Origin of the sequence: Streptococcus danieliae, from assembly GCF_009767945.1 — a bacterium.
Classification (GTDB): domain Bacteria; phylum Bacillota; class Bacilli; order Lactobacillales; family Streptococcaceae; genus Streptococcus; species Streptococcus danieliae.
The window spans coordinates 1-15,860 of sequence record NZ_WSRS01000039.1 but is presented as its reverse complement, the minus strand read 5'-3'; the positions used below and the strand labels follow the sequence as shown (position 1 = coordinate 15,860).

At 46.3% G+C, this 15,860-nt stretch carries 13 protein-coding genes and 1 pseudogene; 5 read left to right on the top strand and 9 right to left on the bottom strand.

All coding sequences use genetic code 11. The features are described from left to right. Positions 1-319 precede the first annotated feature (319 nt). The 6 genes and pseudogenes from E5983_RS05250 to E5983_RS05225 all read right to left on the bottom strand — a co-directional run. Positions 320-988: pseudogene (locus E5983_RS05250) on the bottom strand (FGGY family carbohydrate kinase); the annotation flags it as partial. Between the two features lie 108 nt (positions 989-1,096). Beyond that, positions 1,097-2,482 carry a helix-turn-helix domain-containing protein gene (locus E5983_RS05245; RefSeq protein ID WP_160332859.1) on the bottom strand — a complete coding sequence of 462 codons (1,386 nt, stop codon included), beginning with the start codon at positions 2,480-2,482 and terminating at the stop codon, positions 1,097-1,099. Positions 2,483-2,520: 38 nt separating this feature from the next. Then, the gene (locus E5983_RS05240) at positions 2,521-3,426 is read right to left on the bottom strand and encodes a DMT family transporter (RefSeq protein WP_160332858.1); all 906 of its coding nucleotides are present in this window, start codon (positions 3,424-3,426) and stop codon (positions 2,521-2,523) included. Positions 3,427-3,854: 428 nt separating this feature from the next. Further along, the gene (locus E5983_RS05235) at positions 3,855-4,550 is read right to left on the bottom strand and encodes a thioredoxin domain-containing protein (protein WP_160332857.1); all 696 of its coding nucleotides are present in this window, start codon (positions 4,548-4,550) and stop codon (positions 3,855-3,857) included. Between the two features lie 527 nt (positions 4,551-5,077). Beyond that, complete coding sequence (locus tag E5983_RS05230) at positions 5,078-6,427, bottom strand: glucose-6-phosphate isomerase (RefSeq protein WP_160332856.1); 1,350 nt, start codon at positions 6,425-6,427, stop codon at positions 5,078-5,080. A 76-nt stretch (positions 6,428-6,503) separates the two neighbouring features. Beyond that, positions 6,504-7,379 carry an RluA family pseudouridine synthase gene (locus E5983_RS05225; RefSeq protein ID WP_160332855.1) on the bottom strand — a complete coding sequence of 292 codons (876 nt, stop codon included), beginning with the start codon at positions 7,377-7,379 and terminating at the stop codon, positions 6,504-6,506. 101 nt (positions 7,380-7,480) lie between these two features. On the opposite strand from E5983_RS05225, the gene pbp2a reads away from it, so the two are divergent. From pbp2a to gorA, 5 genes are all read left to right on the top strand, one after another. Further along, a complete protein-coding gene (pbp2a, locus tag E5983_RS05220) occupies positions 7,481-9,721 on the top strand; it encodes a penicillin-binding protein PBP2A (protein ID WP_160332854.1) in 2,241 nt (746 codons plus the stop codon). 76 nt (positions 9,722-9,797) lie between these two features. Then, entirely contained in the window at positions 9,798-9,950 is a 153-nt protein-coding gene (gene rpmG / locus E5983_RS05215; protein WP_160332853.1) for a 50S ribosomal protein L33, read from the top strand. 9 nt (positions 9,951-9,959) lie between these two features. After that, positions 9,960-10,139 carry a preprotein translocase subunit SecE gene (secE, locus tag E5983_RS05210; protein WP_160332852.1) on the top strand — a complete coding sequence of 60 codons (180 nt, stop codon included), beginning with the start codon at positions 9,960-9,962 and terminating at the stop codon, positions 10,137-10,139. Between the two features lie 96 nt (positions 10,140-10,235). Next, a complete protein-coding gene (gene nusG, locus E5983_RS05205; protein WP_160332851.1) occupies positions 10,236-10,775 on the top strand; it encodes a transcription termination/antitermination protein NusG in 540 nt (179 codons plus the stop codon). Positions 10,776-10,875: 100 nt separating this feature from the next. Beyond that, entirely contained in the window at positions 10,876-12,225 is a 1,350-nt protein-coding gene (gene gorA / locus E5983_RS05200; protein WP_160332850.1) for a glutathione-disulfide reductase, read from the top strand. Between the two features lie 63 nt (positions 12,226-12,288). On the opposite strand, the gene nrdI is transcribed toward gorA, so the two are convergent. The 3 genes from nrdI to glmS all read right to left on the bottom strand — a co-directional run bounded on the left by nrdI (position 12,289) and on the right by glmS (position 15,251). Then, entirely contained in the window at positions 12,289-12,756 is a 468-nt protein-coding gene (gene nrdI / locus E5983_RS05195) for a class Ib ribonucleoside-diphosphate reductase assembly flavoprotein NrdI (RefSeq protein ID WP_160332849.1), read from the bottom strand. Then, positions 12,756-13,295, bottom strand: coding sequence for an ABC transporter permease (locus E5983_RS05190; protein ID WP_160332848.1), 540 nt, complete (start codon positions 13,293-13,295; stop codon positions 12,756-12,758). The genes nrdI and E5983_RS05190 overlap by 1 nt, the downstream gene beginning before the upstream one ends. A 138-nt stretch (positions 13,296-13,433) precedes the next feature. Then, positions 13,434-15,251, bottom strand: coding sequence for a glutamine--fructose-6-phosphate transaminase (isomerizing) (gene glmS, locus E5983_RS05185; RefSeq protein ID WP_160332847.1), 1,818 nt, complete (start codon positions 15,249-15,251; stop codon positions 13,434-13,436). Between the last annotated feature and the right edge of the window lie 609 nt (positions 15,252-15,860).

Genomic DNA, 15,860 nt, shown 5'->3' with positions numbered 1-15,860 from the left:
TAGTTGATTTCCCAATTGTGACAGTTTTTCTAGAAGTCGTTCATCGTCGGAAAATAATAGCATGATAGTACCTCGTTGATCTTAGTAGTTCTATTATCTCATAAAACTTAGGGAGTGAAAATAAAGAAAAGCAGGTATTTCTACTGTAGTGGAACCGTCAGCAGTTAGAAACAACTGCTAGATGGCGGAGATTTTGAGACCTTGGCTCAAAATTTAGTGATGAGACTCCGAAGGAGACTGCTCACGTCCGCACTACCAAATAGGAATACCTACTTATTTGAAATAAGGCGACAATAAGTATGAGTTTTTAGAGGTGCCCTTCAGAGTTGGAACGAACTTCTGGCAGCATGGTTTTCGGAATATTCAAGATTTCGAGAATCTCATCATCCCACTCTAAGGTTTCAATATTGTAGAGCATGGTCCGTGCCGCATTGGAGTAGTCGGTCACATGCGAAGCTCCATCTGTCAACTTCCAGACCAACCAAGTATCGATGGTTCCAAAGAGCAATTCGCCCTTTTCAGCCCGTTCTTGCGCACCAGGAACCTGATCCAAAATCCAACGAACCTTGGTCGCAGAGAAGTAGGCATCAATCACCAAACCAGTCTTCTTATGGAAGAGCTCTGTATAACCATCCTGCTTCAACTGTTCCGCTAGCGGAGCTGTTTGCCGAGACTGCCAAACAATGGCATTATAGATTGGAAGCCCTGTTTCCTTGTCCCAGACCACCGTTGTTTCCCGCTGGTTGGTAATCCCGATGGCTGCTACCTGACTTGGTTTAACACCACTCTCAATAAAAGCCCCCGCAATGACGGATTGTACGGATGTCCAAATCTCGTTGGCATTATGCTCTACCCAACCAGCCTCTGGGAAAATCTGCGTAAATTCCTTCTGACTACTCGCAACCTTTTCTCCCTTTTTATTAAAGAGAATCGCCCGTGAACTCGTCGTCCCCTGGTCAATCGCCATAATGTACGTTTCTGCCATGATAGACCTCCTAAGATTTTTAATCTACCTTTAGTATATCAAACGCTTTCATTCTTATCCTATCAACTTTTTTTATGATTTTAAAAAAACTGATAGGATTTTGTGATTGTTTCACAAAATCCTATCAGTTTGAAGGAGCTCCCGGATCATCTCCAGGTCATAGCCCAATAAATCGTTTTGTAAAAGATAGGTGGTCTGGTAAGAATAGGTCCGCCAGGCTGCATCGGTCACCACCAAGCTATAGTCCATTCCCTCCTGATAAGCTTCCACCTCAATCAAGCGATTATGCTGCAAGTACTGCTTGAGGGTCCGCACCATTCGGGCCAAAACCAGGGCTGACCGGTAGGAATCAACTGCCACACGCTGGGACACCTGCTTCAAATCACCCAGGTAGTTCAAAATTTGGATAAAATCCCACTCAAAGGCTAGAAAGCGGCTATCCTCACCAGCGACCAAGCGCAGAGCCAAGGAACCAGCCACGTCAACCATCAGCCAAGACTGGGGTTGGAGCTGGATATAGGACTGAAGCTTCCGCTCACCATCCCCAGTAGCCACCCCCCCTTTAAAGAAATAAACCTGACTGGCCAACCGCCCCAATTCATCCAGAATAGGACCTGGCCCGTGGGGCGACACCCCCAACTCTTTTAAAGCCTGTAACAATTCGGTCACCTTGTCCTGAATGGGACCTCCAAAGGCTAACACCCGCTCCATCTCCCGACTGGACAAAAGACCTTGACCAACCAGGAAGGCAAACAAGAGTTTTAGCTCCCGCTCCTCCATATCCAAAGGAAGCAAGCACTGTTTCAATTGTTGAAAAGTTGGATGCTCCTGGTAAAGTCCCAAAAATTCCGACTCTCCATACTGAAAGCGTTGGCGCATCTGAGCCAGCGACCACCACAGGGCCAGGTCCAAGCCCAGATCCTTCTGAGTTAACCCCTGTAAGGCAGTCTGAAACTCTACAAAAGCGGCCTGCTGCTGGAGATTCAGAACATCTGCTGGCAGGCTAATCTCCTGTAACAACCGGAAAGCCAGGTAGCGAATTTGCAATTCGCTACCCCGCAAGCGCCCATTCTGAATCACAAGGCCAAACTCTTCCAAGAGCTGGTTGAGTCCCAGGAGTTGGCGGTTCAAGGTCGCCTCACTAATCTGAAAACGTGTGGCCAAAGATTGGATACTAAAGACCTGCTGGGACCAGATAGCCTCCAAAATCCGAAAACGTAAGGAGCGCCGCAAAAGGATTCCCAGTAAAGCCACCAGCTGAAAGCTCCGCCCCGCCTGTAAACGCAAGACCTCCCCCTCCAAACTTAGCTGAGCCCCAAGCCCTTCTTGGTCTAGAAGCTCATTAAACTCATCCAAATATTTTAAAAAAGTCTTGCGAGACAAGCCTGTGCGCGCCTGAATCTCTCCCAAGGGTAGCGGTCCCCCCTCCTGCAAGAGGAGGGTAATCATCCGAAAGGAGGCTGCATCTACCCGGTCCATTAATTGTGCACTATCCATTTATAACTCCCAAATCCTGCTAACAGAGCTTCTCCTCTTTAAATTTTTTCCTCTTCTATCGAAAGTAAAATCATAGACGGTAAAATCAAGACAGAAGCCAAAAACAGCGACCAATGAGGCTCCAAGCCTAAAAAGGCTAGGCTAAGCAAGATTGAAGCCAGGGGTTCACTGGCACCAACCACCGAAATCACTAAGGGCGACACCAATTTGAGCGCCTGCAAGAGAATCCAAAAGGCAAAGGCGGTCCCAAAAAAGGCAATGATGGCCGAGATCGACAAACTCACGGCATCGACTTGGAAGGTCAGCTTCCAGACAGGGTAGAGAAAATTGGAAAAAATGCCTGCCACCAGGAAACCCCAACCCAAGGTGTAAAGCGATCCAAAGCGGTTCATAAAATGGGTCGGCAAGGTAGTATTAAACAAAATCCCCAGCGCACTTAGGAGTCCCGCCACCAAGGCCATGGGACTAATCGAAAGCTGACTCAAATCCCCCTCACTAACCAACAAGGTCACCCCCAGCATGGTGAGGACAACATACAGAATCGACTTCTTAGAAACTGGATGTTTTTTCCACAAGGCTGTGTAGAGCAAAATGAAAATCGGCGCCGTAAACTGCAAAATGGTGGCTGTCGCCGCATTGGAATATTGAATACTGAGGTAAAAGAAAAATTGGACTGAAAACAGACCCAAGATGGTGTAGGCACAAAAACGAGGCAAGTACCGTGGTTCCTGCCACAGCTTCCAAAAGCCACTCGGATCTTGAATAACAGCCAGGGTCAGTAAGGTCAAACCACCAACCAAAAGACGCATGGAGGTAATCCAGCCCGTTTCCACTGAATAATGTGAAAAAAAGTATTGACCAATGATCCCGCAGAGACCCCAGACAATACCCGATAGAATTCCATAGAGAGTCCCAAGGACAATCCTTTGCTGTTGATTTTTCATACACACCTCCTCCCTCCTACTATACCACAAGTCCTTCAAGTCCGTTAAGAGAAGGAAGAAAAAAGAACCCATTGGGTTCTCAATCTGGAAATAATAAAATAAGAAGGGTGAAAACAAGACTGTCTCCCTTTCTTAGTCATTCAATATTCTGTGAAAAAATATTCACAGAAGCAGTATAACAAAAATAAGCCTCCCTCGAACAAACGTCCCCTTTCTGCAACAGTCTTTTTTCTCTTTAACGGGAGCAATTCTAGGATCTATTATTGAATAGTTATCAAGAATCATTCTAAGTTTTAAACAATTTTCAAAAACTTTATCCTCTATTCTATCACTCTAAAAATAATGAAAATTTTTTGAAAAATCTTTATTCTTTTGCAGAAGCGTTGCAGATACGAAACTATCTGCAGGATTTTGAGAGTGCGGGTGCCCTATTTAGCTGGCCCTTCCGATACCCCAAAGATCTTTTCTAATACCTGCTGGGGGTCTTTTAACATCAATAGGTGATCTTCCTCTCTAATTGGAATATGAGGGAAGTTAACTGACCTACTGGAAAAGACAGCCAAGTTTTTAATCTGACCCAAAATAGCACCAAACTCTTTCGCAACATCCAAATCAGCATAAAGGGAGAGATAGGCCTTCGTACCTTTGATGTCAAGACTCGGGAAATAAGCTCCGTCTCGCTTTATCAAATTAGCAGCTAAGATCGCCAACAATTCCCCATCACCTCGCTCATCAGCCGATAGCATATCCTCATAGTAGTCTGCGACAGCCTGATAGGTTTTATCCTCAACAGAAACAAACATCGCTGCTAATTCCTCAGCTGATGGAAGCCTATCCAGGCCATCGATCACAAGTAGACGCTCCAAACTAACCGCCTGCTTTTTCAAAAAAGCAGTCAGGGCAGCCGTCCCATAGGAAGCAGTAATCACAAGACCATCTGGAGCCAACTTCCCTAGAAAATTATTAATGGTTTTCTCAATAGAAGCTACCGAAATCTCTTCAAAGGAGGTATTCAAAAATTCAATCACCTCATAAGATTTATGGCCAAATCGTTCATCAGTGATGACCTTATCCCAGACATGCCGACTCCAACCTAGAGGTGAAATAAAAATAACATCCATCATCGCTCTTCCTCCTACACATAGCTAAAATCATGGGGACTGACACTCATTTACTTTCAAAATCTGACATTGGCTAGCCTCCTTGATGAACCTCACTGCAGGCAATGACAGAGTTCGAAAAGTGATTAGGAATACGTTTTTCCATAGCTCTTCTCCTGTGTTTTTTATATAATTATATCAGATTCTTTATATAAATAAAAATGGTTTCGTTCATGGAAGATATATTTTTTGATTATTTTTTAAAGTCGCTTCATTTTCACCTTGGCGATTCCTGTGCTCCTGCTGAGTTTATGGGGACCTCTAAAAACCCCAGTTTTTCTTCAAATTTAATCACTCAAACCTTGATAAATCAACATTTAGATTTTCAGAAATTTAGTTTTTAGAGGTGCCCTATACAAACTATAACCACCCTTGCTTCAATGAGTTCGGAATAGGTCAGTAAAGCCGATTCCTGAGCAAAACATATCCACCATCCTAACAAAGAGCTCAAAAAAAGAGGTTGGACCTCCGTCCAACCTCTTTTTCGCTGATTATAGGCGGGCATTGAGTTCCGCAGATAGGTCCTCAAAGCCTGGTTTGCCAAGTAGGGCAAACATATTTTTCTTATAGGCTTCTACTCCTGGTTGGTCAAATGGGTTGATACCATTCAAGTAACCAGAGATGGCAATCGCCAATTCGAAGAAGTAGATCACATAGCCCAGAGTGAAGGCATCTTGTTCTGGAAGGGTCACAAACATGTTTGGAACATCTCCATCTGTATGTGCCAAGAGCACTCCGTCTGTCGCTTTTTTATTGACAAAGTCAACGTCTTTTCCTTGAATGTAGCCAAGGCCATCGAGGTCCTCGTCAAATTCAGGGATGAGCACGTTCTTACGTGGTTTGTCGACACGAATAACGGTTTCAAACAGGATGCGTGCGCCTTCTTGAATAAATTGTCCAAGTGAGTGCAAGTCTGTCGAGAAGTTAGCCGATGTTGGGTAAATACCTTTTTGGTCCTTTCCTTCAGACTCTCCGGCCAACTGTTTCCACCACTCACTGAAATATTGAAGAGATGGTTCATAGTTGACCAAGATTTCAGTCGCATAACCTTTGCGGTAAAGAATGTTGCGGACTGCAGCATATTGGTAAGCCTGGTTTTCGCTCAACTGATCAGATTGATAGTCCATCCGAGCTGCATTGGCTCCGTCCATCAGAGCTTGGATGTCTGCTCCGGAAGCAGCGATTGGCAACAAACCAACGGCTGTCAAGACAGAGAAACGGCCACCAACATCATCTGGAACCACAAAGGTTTGCCAGTTGTTAGCATCTGCTTCAACCTTCACCGCTCCTTTTTCACGGTCAGTTGTTGCATAAATCCGACGGTTGGCTTCTTCTTGACCATATTTTTTGATCAACAATTCCTTGAAGACGCGGAAGGCAATCGCTGGTTCAGTCGTTGTACCAGACTTAGAGATCACGTTAACAGAGAAATCCTTATCTTCTACGTATTCAACCAAGTCGGCCAAATAAGTGGAGGAAATGGAGTTTCCAGCATAAAGAATTTGTGGAGCCTTGCGCTCTTCCTTGCTTTGCAAGTTTACAAAGTGGTTGTTGAGGAAATCAATCGCTGCCTTAGCACCTAGATAAGATCCACCAATCCCGATTACGACCAAAACATCACTGTCCGATTTAATCTTCTCAGCTGCTTCAAGGATTCGTGCAAACTCTTCCTTGTCGTAATTCTCAGGCAGGTCCAACCAACCTGTAAAGTCGCTCCCAGCTCCTGTTCCCTTGCGTAGAAGTTCATCAGCAGCTGAAACCTGTGCCTGCATGTAGTCCACTTCATGTGGTGCTACAAACTTATCCAGCACTTTTGAGTAATCAAATTGAATATGTGCCATATTCGTGCTTCCTCCCATTTTTTATCTCCCTTATCTTACTCTTTTATAGAAAAAAAAGCAAGAAACTTCCGAGAAATTAGCTAGTTAGTGCAAACGTTATACCTGCTTCAAAACTGGGCGATGTAGCTCGCAGAACCAGAGGTTCTTGAGTCAAGGGATGAACCAAACTCAGACGATGCGCGTGGAGCATCAGTCGCCCTTCCGGCTGCGGATGGTACAAGGGGTCTCCCACTAGGGGATAACCATGATGGGACAAATGAACCCGGATTTGATGGGTCCGACCCGTGGCCAACTGACAGGTCACCAAGGTCGCAGCTGATCCCAGCTTAAGTCGCTTGACCGTCGTCTGAGCCGACCGTCCCCCTCGAGGATCGACTCGCCGTTTGCGGCGGTCATGGCGGTCTCGGCCAATGGGATCACGGTAAACTTGCTCCTTAGCTGCAAACCTCCCCTCAACCAAAGCCCAATACTCCCGCTTGATGGCTCGCTTCTCCAGAAGCCGGTTTAGTAGGGGCAGAACCACTGGATTCTTGGCAAACAGCAAAAGACCACTGGTCTCCTGATCCAGCCGGTGGACCACATAGCAGGTTTGCCCTGTGTGGGCCACAACATGGTTGAGACAGGCCATTTCTCCGGGTTGATTGGCATGGGTTTTCATACCTTCGGGCTTGTTAACAACAATCAGATGTTGGTCCTCATAAACCACCTCGACCTGATCTGCCTGCCCCGCTTGAACCAGGCGGGACTCATACCAGTCCTCCTTAAATTCCAAGACCAAGACCTGCCCCTCAGCTACCAGACTCTGCCAGTGAACCGGCCGCCCATCCAAGGACAAGGCCTTCTCCATCCTTAGAAAATGACGGATTTTACGTGGAATCAACAGGGCTTCTTCTAAAACCTCTTTTATGCTCAAGCCTGCCCAGACGGCAGGGATAGTGATAGAAATCTTCATACCCTCATTGTAACAGAAAGAAAGCTTAAGAAAAACTGAAAACAAGGCGGGAAATAAGGCATTTTCTTGTTCCCCTGTGGAGAAATTGATACAATAGCCCTATGAATAGACTAAAATCCGCCTTTGAGCAGTTTTTGCAGCTCTTTAAGGCCACAGAAAATCCAGAAGAAACCGGGCTGCCCCCCGAAGAGCAATCCTCGTATGACTGGTCTCTAGCAGACGAGACCAGCCCTAATAGCCGTTCAGAAAGTAAGAAAAAAGCTGGTTTTTGGCCCGCCTTTCGCCGCTTTTGGCGGCGTTACCATTTGACCAAAATCCTCTTGATCCTCTTCCTATCCTTTAGCTTGCTAGTTGGGGGCTGGCTCTTCTACTTGGCCAAGTCGGCCAATGTCGATGACCTGCAAAATGCCCTCAAGGCCACAACCATTATTTATGACCGCAACGATGATGAAGCAGGGAGCCTGACCGGCCGGAAGGGAACTTATATCGAACTACCCGCCATTAGCGCCAACCTCCAAAATGCCGTTGTCGCAACCGAGGATCGCTCCTTCTACGAGAATAGCGGGATCAACTACGTCCGCTTTGCCTTAGCCATTGTCACGGCCGGCAGAAGCGGGGGTGGTTCAACCATTACCCAACAGTTGGCTAAAAACGCCTTTTTGTCCCAGGACCAGACCATCCAGCGGAAGGCCAAAGAGTTCTTCTTGGCTTTAGAATTAACCAAAACCTACTCTAAAGAAGAAATCCTCACCATGTACCTCAACAATGCCTACTACGGTAACGGTATTTGGGGTATTGAGGATGCCAGTCAGAAGTACTTCGGAGTATCAGCCAGTGAGTTGAGCCTGGATCAGGCGGCAACCTTGGCCGGGATGCTCAAGGGACCGGAGCTCTACAACCCCCTCTCGTCGCTCGAAAATGCCAGCAACCGTCGAAATACGGTCTTGCAAAACATGGTCAATGCAGGCTATATCAGCCAAGCGGAGGCAGACCAGGCAGCAACCGTCAACATGGCCGGGCAGCTGTCCGATACCTATGCCGGTAAGACGGACGACTACCGCTACCCTTCTTATTTCGATGCCCTCATTTCGGAAGCCGAGCGGGTCTATGGTCTCTCTGAAGAGGACATTGTCAATAACGGTTACCGCATCTACACGGAACTGGACCAAAACTACCAGGCCAATATGCAGCTCATCTATGACAATGAAGCCCTCTTCCCACAAGCCGCAGATGGCAGCCACGCCCAGTCTGGTAGCGTCGCCCTGGACCCGCAAACCGGTGGTGTCCGGGGACTGGTAGGGCGTGTCAACTCCGATGAAAACCCTGAATTCCGGAGTTTCAACTATGCGACCCAGTCCAAACGGAGCCCCGGCTCAACCATCAAACCCATTGTCTCCTATACACCGGCTCTGGCAGCTGGTTGGTCCATCAACACCGAACTCAACAACAGCAAGAAAACCTACGGAGACTACAACATTGATAACTATGCTGGGATGACTACAAACCCAACTGTTCCTATGTATGAGGCCCTGGCCGACTCCCTCAATATCCCTGCCGTTGCTACCTTGGACGAACTCGGAGTTGAGAAAGGGGTCGACAGCGCCAAGAAATTCGGCCTCAAATTGACCAATGACACTCCAACACTCGGTATGGCCTTAGGCAGTGGTTTTGAGACCAATCCCTTACAAATGGCTCAGTCTTATGGAGCCTTCGCCAATGGAGGGGTCATGCGAGATGCCCATTTGATTACCAAAATCGAAAACGCTAGTGGGCAAATTATCAAAACCCATAAATCCACTTCTAAACGGGTCATGTCCGCTTCCGACGCCAATAAAATGAACCAGATGATGCTGGGAACCTTTACCAACGGAACCGGAATCTACGCCGCACCCGCAGGCTATACCATGGCCGGTAAAACCGGAACCATGGAAACCGACTTTAACCCCGATGTCTCCAGTGACCAGTGGGTGATCGGCTATACCCCAGATGTGGTCATCAGCCAGTGGCTCGGCTTCCCGGAAACCGATCAGGAACACTACCTAACTGGAACCTCCTCGACCGAAGCTGCAACCATCTTCCAAAGCATGGCCAGCAGCGTCCTCCCCTACACCGAGGGCAGCAGCTTCTCTGTGGAAAATGCTTATGCAGCCAATGGCATCGCCCCTGTCAATATCTATGACCAGGATGAAAACACCAACAAGGACAGCCTCAACAGCTTCCTCAACGATGTTCAAAACCAGGCCCAAACCATGGTCGACCAAGCCAAGGAAGCCCTCAACAGCGCCCAACTCCCAGAAAAAGCCAAAAACCTCTGGGATAGCTTCACCGGACTTTTCCAATAAAAGACCTGGATTTTACCCAACGCGAGAACTTGGCAAGAACAGCAAATCTTGCTATAATAGGATTATTGGAGGCATCATGGCACTAAAAAAAGCAAGTTTAGCCTGCACCGTTTGCGGTTCACGGAACTACTCGATTAAACTCAGTAGCAACCCCAAACCAAGGCGGCTAGAAGTTAATAAATTCTGCAAACATTGCAGCAAATATACCACTCATAAAGAAACACGTTAGGAGATACCCATGCGATTTGTCCTCGATACATTCCGGATCTTGCGGGATACCGCTTGGCCCAATCGAAAACAACGCTGGACTGACTTCTGGTCCGTCCTACAATACTCTGCCTTTTTCATCCTCGTCATCTTCCTATTTGACCAGGCTGTATCAAGGGTCTTTAACCTCTTGTTGGATTTTTTCCAATAAGAATCTCGAAAAACTCCCCCGTCTGGGGAGTTTTTTGCTATAATTGAAAAGAAAACACCAAGCCCTCGGGCTTTTTTATATAGGAAAGGAAGGCTCATGCTAGATAGTTTTGACAAGGGGTGGTTTGTCCTACAAACCTACTCAGGTTATGAAAATAAGGTCAAGGAGAATCTCCTCCAACGTGCACAGACCTATAATATGTTAGAGAATATTCTTCGTGTTGAGATTCCGACTCAAACCGTTCAAGTTGAAAAGAATGGGAAAAAGAAAGAAGTAGAAGAAAACCGCTTCCCAGGTTATGTGCTGGTTGAAATGGTTATGACCGACGAGGCTTGGTTTGTCGTTCGGAATACGCCAAACGTTACCGGCTTCGTAGGTTCTCACGGAAACCGTTCCAAACCAACCCCGCTCTTGGAAGAGGAAATCCGTGCCATCCTGGTGTCTATGGGACAAACAGTTGAAGATTTGAACCTCGACTTCAAGGAAGGGGATACTGTCCGGATTATTGACGGTGCCTTCACTGACTACACTGGTAAAATTACGGAAATTGACAACAACAAGGTGAAAATGATGATCACCATGTTCGGGAACGACACCCTTGCGGAAGTCGACATTACCCAAATCGCGGAGTTGTAAGCTCCTTTTGGCTTTGCCGGACGGCAAAGCCTTTTTTCATAGTAAATTCAAGAAAATCTTCAGTAAAAATTGTAAAATGAGAATAAAGGAGACTAACTAAATGGTAAAAGAATTTGATATTCTCACCATCGGAGGAGGATCTGGTGGTATTGCAACAATGAATCGGGCAGCCCTGCATGGGGCTAAGGCGGCTGTGATTGAGGGCAACCTCTTGGGTGGAACCTGTGTCAATCTAGGCTGTGTGCCCAAGAAAATTATGTGGTATGGGGCCTCTACCGCTGATGTCTATGGAAAATACGGGGCGGCTTATGGCTTTCATGCTTCTGAAGTCAGCTTTGACTTTGCGACCCTTCGCAAAAATCGTGAAGCCTATATTGAACGGGCCCGCGCTTCCTATGGAGGCCAGTTTGACCGTAATGGCGTGGAAGTCATTGAGGGCTATGCCCGCTTTGTCGATGCTCATACCGTTGAGGTGAATGGAGAATTGGTGCGGGCCAAACATATTGTCATTGCGACTGGGGCCAAGCCTAGCATCCCAGATATTCCTGGCAAGGAATTAGGGATTGTCTCCGACGATGTCTTTGCCTGGGAGGAATTACCAGAATCCATCGCTATTGTCGGAGCTGGCTATATCGCCGTGGAGATGGCTGGCCTGCTGAACAGCCTTGGAGTCAAAGTTGACCTCTTTGTTCGCCAAGACGCGCCCCTTCGCTATCTTGATGACTATATCTTAGAAGGTCTATTGGCAGAAATGAAAGCTGATGGCATTCAACTCCACACCCATAAGGTGGTTAGCAGAGCTGAAAAAGTTGCTGACGGAATCCAACTCCACTTCCAAGACGGTAGCAGCCATAGCAGCCAAACCGTCTTATGGGCCATCGGCCGGCAACCAAACACCGAAAACCTCAACCTCCAAGCTGCTGGTGTCGAAGTCACCGAACGTGGCTTCATCAAGGTGGATGCCTATCAAAATACCAGTACCCCTCAAATCTACGCCCTTGGGGATGTAACTGGCGAAAAAGAATTGACCCCTGTGGCTATCAAGGCTGGACGAACCCTAGCTGAACGCCTCTTCAACGGCCAAACCCAGGCCAAGATGGACTATAGCACCATCCCAACGGTCATCTTTGCCCACCCGGCCATCGGAACTGTTGGCTATACCGAAAAGGCGGCCATCCAAGAATTTGGAGCTGACCAGGTTAAAACCTACACTTCTACCTTTACCTCCATGTACACCGCTGTTACCGAGCACCGGCAACCTATGAAACTCATGCTGGTAACCCAAGGACCAGAAGAGAAGGTCATCGGACTCCACGGAATCGGCTACGGCGTCGACGAAATGATCCAAGGCTTCGCTGTCGCCATCAAGATGGGAGCCACCAAAGCTGATTTTGATGCAACCGTCGCCATCCACCCAACCGGATCCGAAGAATTTGTTACCATGCGGTAATTTTTGAAGCCTAAAAAATCACCCTGTTTCTCCTCCTTTGGAACGAGAAACAGGGTGATTTTGCTATTCGTAGATAGCTGCGTAAGCTTCCAAAATTTTGTGGGCGATGCGCTCGACATCGTTTTGCATGCCACGCATTTCAAAAGTGTCTAATACAGGGATTGAAAATTGTTGGCTGTATTGTTGAGCAGTCAGGCAATACTGGTGATTAAAATTACGATTGCCACTGCCGACAACACCCAGACAGTAAAAGGCATTTTCCCCATAGGCCATAAAGTCGCGAACATCCGTTGTTAAGATTTCCACATCCCCATTGTCAATCCCATTCCCACCTTCTAGATAAGTTGGCACAAAGGTCACATAGGGCTTGTTCAAGAAGAAAAAGTCCTGCTCTTCCTTGACCAAACTCTTGATATCAATCAAATGAATGGTCAGACTGGGATTTTGAATCAGTAAATAAGTCTGCAGGCGGCTGACAAAACTTTCGGTATTTCCACTAAGACTTATATAAACAAAGGTCATCTCTTGCATTAGAGCACCTCTGCATCAAGAACTTCTTCTTCCACAGCCTTTTGGTAACGACGCAAGCTGTAATAGGCAATCGCAGAAAAAAGAATCGTCAGAACCGCATAACCAATAACGGTCATTTTGTTCGCACCCAAAACTCCCTCGAGAGCTTCTTTATTCTTAACGATTGATTGAGCCATTCGATTCGAAACCAAAACCGAAACCATCCAACTTACAAAAACAGCTAATCGCATAGCTAAATAAGTATAGGTAGACTTGACAACATCCTTTTTGACAAACAGGAAGAAAACAGAGATAGCAAAAAGAACGGTCGTCAACAGAGTCATTGAAAGCGATGGCAGACTCCTTGCCCACTCAAAAGTAGCCAGTTGAAGTTTAACAGTATCCACCCCGCCTATTTGTTGGAGAATTGCTTCATCCTTTAAAATTTCATTCCAAGTTTTAATCAGATTTGGTATTTGAACATAACCATAGATACTCATCAATACCCCTAAGGTTGAGAATCCCAATAAAACATATAAAAATACAGGTTTCTTTTTCATAAACGCCTCCTTATAGTAAGTCGAAATGTTGTACTATTAGGATAGTCCTATCTCCTAAAAATGTCAAGGAAAAATCGATATCTCCTACAAGTATTGGATGAACCAGAAAAAAACCTCTCCCAAAGGAGAGATTCGAGGCTATTCAACTGTTACAGACTTAGCTAAGTTCCGTGGCTTATCCACATCCAAACCACGATGAAGGGTTGCAAAGTAAGCAATCAACTGGGTTGGAATTACCATAGCAATGCTGGAAAGGTAAGGATGGACTTGGTTGACAACAATATCGTCATCCTCACGCGCTACCCCTTCTTCAACAATAGTCAAGACATGAGCACCACGCGCCTGCACTTCAGCAATATTTCCACGAGTGTGAGCCGCTACCTTCTCATTGGCAGACAAGAGGGCAATCACTGGAACACCGTCCTCAATCAAGGAAATCGTTCCGTGTTTCAATTCACCCGCCGCAAAACCTTCACATTGAATATAGGAAATCTCTTTCAGCTTCAAGCTGGCCTCCATGGCCACATAGTAATCCTGACCGCGTCCAATATAGAAGGCGTTGCGAGTTGTTTCCAAAAGCTTGCGAACCTTGCTGTCAACGAGATCCTTCTCTGACAAACTCGCCTCAATCGACTGAGCCACCAAGGACAACTCATGCACCAAATCAAAGGCTTCTGCCTTAGCATTCCCATTGGCTTCGCCAACTGCTTTTGCTAAAAAGGCAAGGGCTGCGATCTGCGCCGTGTAGGCCTTGGTTGAAGCAACGGCAATCTCTGGTCCTGCATGGAGGAGGAGAGTATAAGTCGCTTCACGGGAGAGGGTTGAACCTGGTACATTGGTCACCGTTAAGCTTGGAATCCCCATCTCATTCGCTTTCACCAAAACCTGACGGCTGTCAGCTGTTTCCCCTGATTGCGTTAGGAAGATAAAGAGTGGCTTCTGGCTCAAAAGTGGCATCTCATAGCCCCACTCTGAGGCAATTCCCAACTCGACAGGCCGTTCTGTCAACTCTTCCAACATTTTCTTAGACGCAAACCCAGCATTGTAGGACGTACCCGCTGCAATGATGTAGAGGCGGTCTGCTTCCTGCACCGCTTGTACAATCGCTGGATCCACCTGCATCTGGCCATCCGCATCCGCATAAGTGGAGATGAGTTTCCGCATCACGGTTGGTTGCTCATCGATTTCTTTCAACATATAGTAAGGGTAGGTGCCCTTACCAATATCGGACAAGTCCAACTCAGCAGCATAGCTATCACGCTCAACCGTGTTGCCTGCATAATCCATGATAGTGACTTGGTCTTTTTCCACAATCACCAATTCCTTATCGTGAATTTCTTTAAAATCACTGGTTTCGCGAATCATGGCCATGGCATCTGAGCCAACCAAATTGTAGCCGTCGCCCAAGCCGATCAAAAGTGGGGATTTGTTCTTGGCAACATAGAGCACTTCTGGATTCTCAGTATCCATCAAGGCAAAGGCATAGGATCCTTCAATAATGTTAAGGGCTTTCTTGAAGGCCTCCAAAACGCTCAAACTTTCAGCTTCCACAAAATGTCCCACAAGGTGAACCGCAATCTCAGTGTCGGTCTGACCTTGGAAGTGGTGGTTCTCCAAATAAGTAGCACGAATCTCAGCATAATTCTCAATCACCCCGTTGTGAACCATGACCAAACGGCCAGATTCCGATTGATGAGGGTGAGCATTTAGTTCACTCGGCTTCCCATGCGTTGCCCAACGGGTATGACCAATCCCTGCAAAACCAGCCAGCTGATCACCCACCTTAGCTTCTAAATCGGCAATCCGACCATTGGCTTTGACCAAGCGACCAGATTCAGCACCATTTGAAACATAAATACCAGCTGAATCATAACCACGATACTCAAGTTTTTCTAGTCCTTGTAAAAGAATATCGGTTGCATTGGGATTTCCCACAACACCAACAATTCCACACATACTTGTCTTCCTCCAAAAATTGGTATAGTCTAATTCGACTTTTGTGAATTAACTGACAAAATTATAGTTTTTTCACCCCTCTTTGTCAAGAGTCAGCAATTGGTATAGGAGAGCAAATCAAAAAAGATAAGTTTACTTATATGAAACAAATAAAAACCTCCCTGTATTTTGGTGTACAATATCTTAAAATAGGAGGTCTATCTATGAATCTGAAAAAACACAAACTCTATTTTGCTACTTTTTTACAGATATGCTCTCAAACTTCGGAGATACTGTCTACAGTCTCGCACTCATGAACTATGTATTGCTGGTTCCTCAGAAGGAACCAGCAATCGCACTCGTCAGCATCTCTGAATCTTTGCCAATTCTCTTTAGCATCCTCATTAGGACTTCAAAATATCAAATAGTATACATTTTTAAAAATAGAGAGTCGCACCAAGGGCGGAGTCTGTCCTTTGGCTCTTTGTCAAGTTGTGTGGAATCCCTGAAAACTGACAGTTTTAGGCTTTTATTATTTAGCTTTTTAATAAGGGTGTTGAGATGGTTTTAACGTCAATCCGAATCCGGCTTCTTTCGAATTTCTATGAGATGCTTTCCCTGTGGTGGGGG

Coding starts and splice junctions, on each gene's coding strand:
- E5983_RS05245 (WP_160332859.1), bottom strand. CDS start 2,482: ATGGATAGTGCACAATTAATGGACCGGGTAGATGCAGCCTCCTTTCGG.
- E5983_RS05240 (WP_160332858.1), bottom strand. CDS start 3,426: ATGAAAAATCAACAGCAAAGGATTGTCCTTGGGACTCTCTATGGAATT.
- E5983_RS05235 (WP_160332857.1), bottom strand. CDS start 4,550: ATGATGGATGTTATTTTTATTTCACCTCTAGGTTGGAGTCGGCATGTC.
- E5983_RS05230 (WP_160332856.1), bottom strand. CDS start 6,427: ATGGCACATATTCAATTTGATTACTCAAAAGTGCTGGATAAGTTTGTA.
- E5983_RS05225 (WP_160332855.1), bottom strand. CDS start 7,379: ATGAAGATTTCTATCACTATCCCTGCCGTCTGGGCAGGCTTGAGCATA.
- pbp2a (WP_160332854.1), top strand. CDS start 7,481: ATGAATAGACTAAAATCCGCCTTTGAGCAGTTTTTGCAGCTCTTTAAG.
- rpmG (WP_160332853.1), top strand. CDS start 9,798: ATGGCACTAAAAAAAGCAAGTTTAGCCTGCACCGTTTGCGGTTCACGG.
- secE (WP_160332852.1), top strand. CDS start 9,960: ATGCGATTTGTCCTCGATACATTCCGGATCTTGCGGGATACCGCTTGG.
- nusG (WP_160332851.1), top strand. CDS start 10,236: ATGCTAGATAGTTTTGACAAGGGGTGGTTTGTCCTACAAACCTACTCA.
- gorA (WP_160332850.1), top strand. CDS start 10,876: ATGGTAAAAGAATTTGATATTCTCACCATCGGAGGAGGATCTGGTGGT.
- nrdI (WP_160332849.1), bottom strand. CDS start 12,756: ATGCAAGAGATGACCTTTGTTTATATAAGTCTTAGTGGAAATACCGAA.
- E5983_RS05190 (WP_160332848.1), bottom strand. CDS start 13,295: ATGAAAAAGAAACCTGTATTTTTATATGTTTTATTGGGATTCTCAACC.
- glmS (WP_160332847.1), bottom strand. CDS start 15,251: ATGTGTGGAATTGTTGGTGTTGTGGGAAATCCCAATGCAACCGATATT.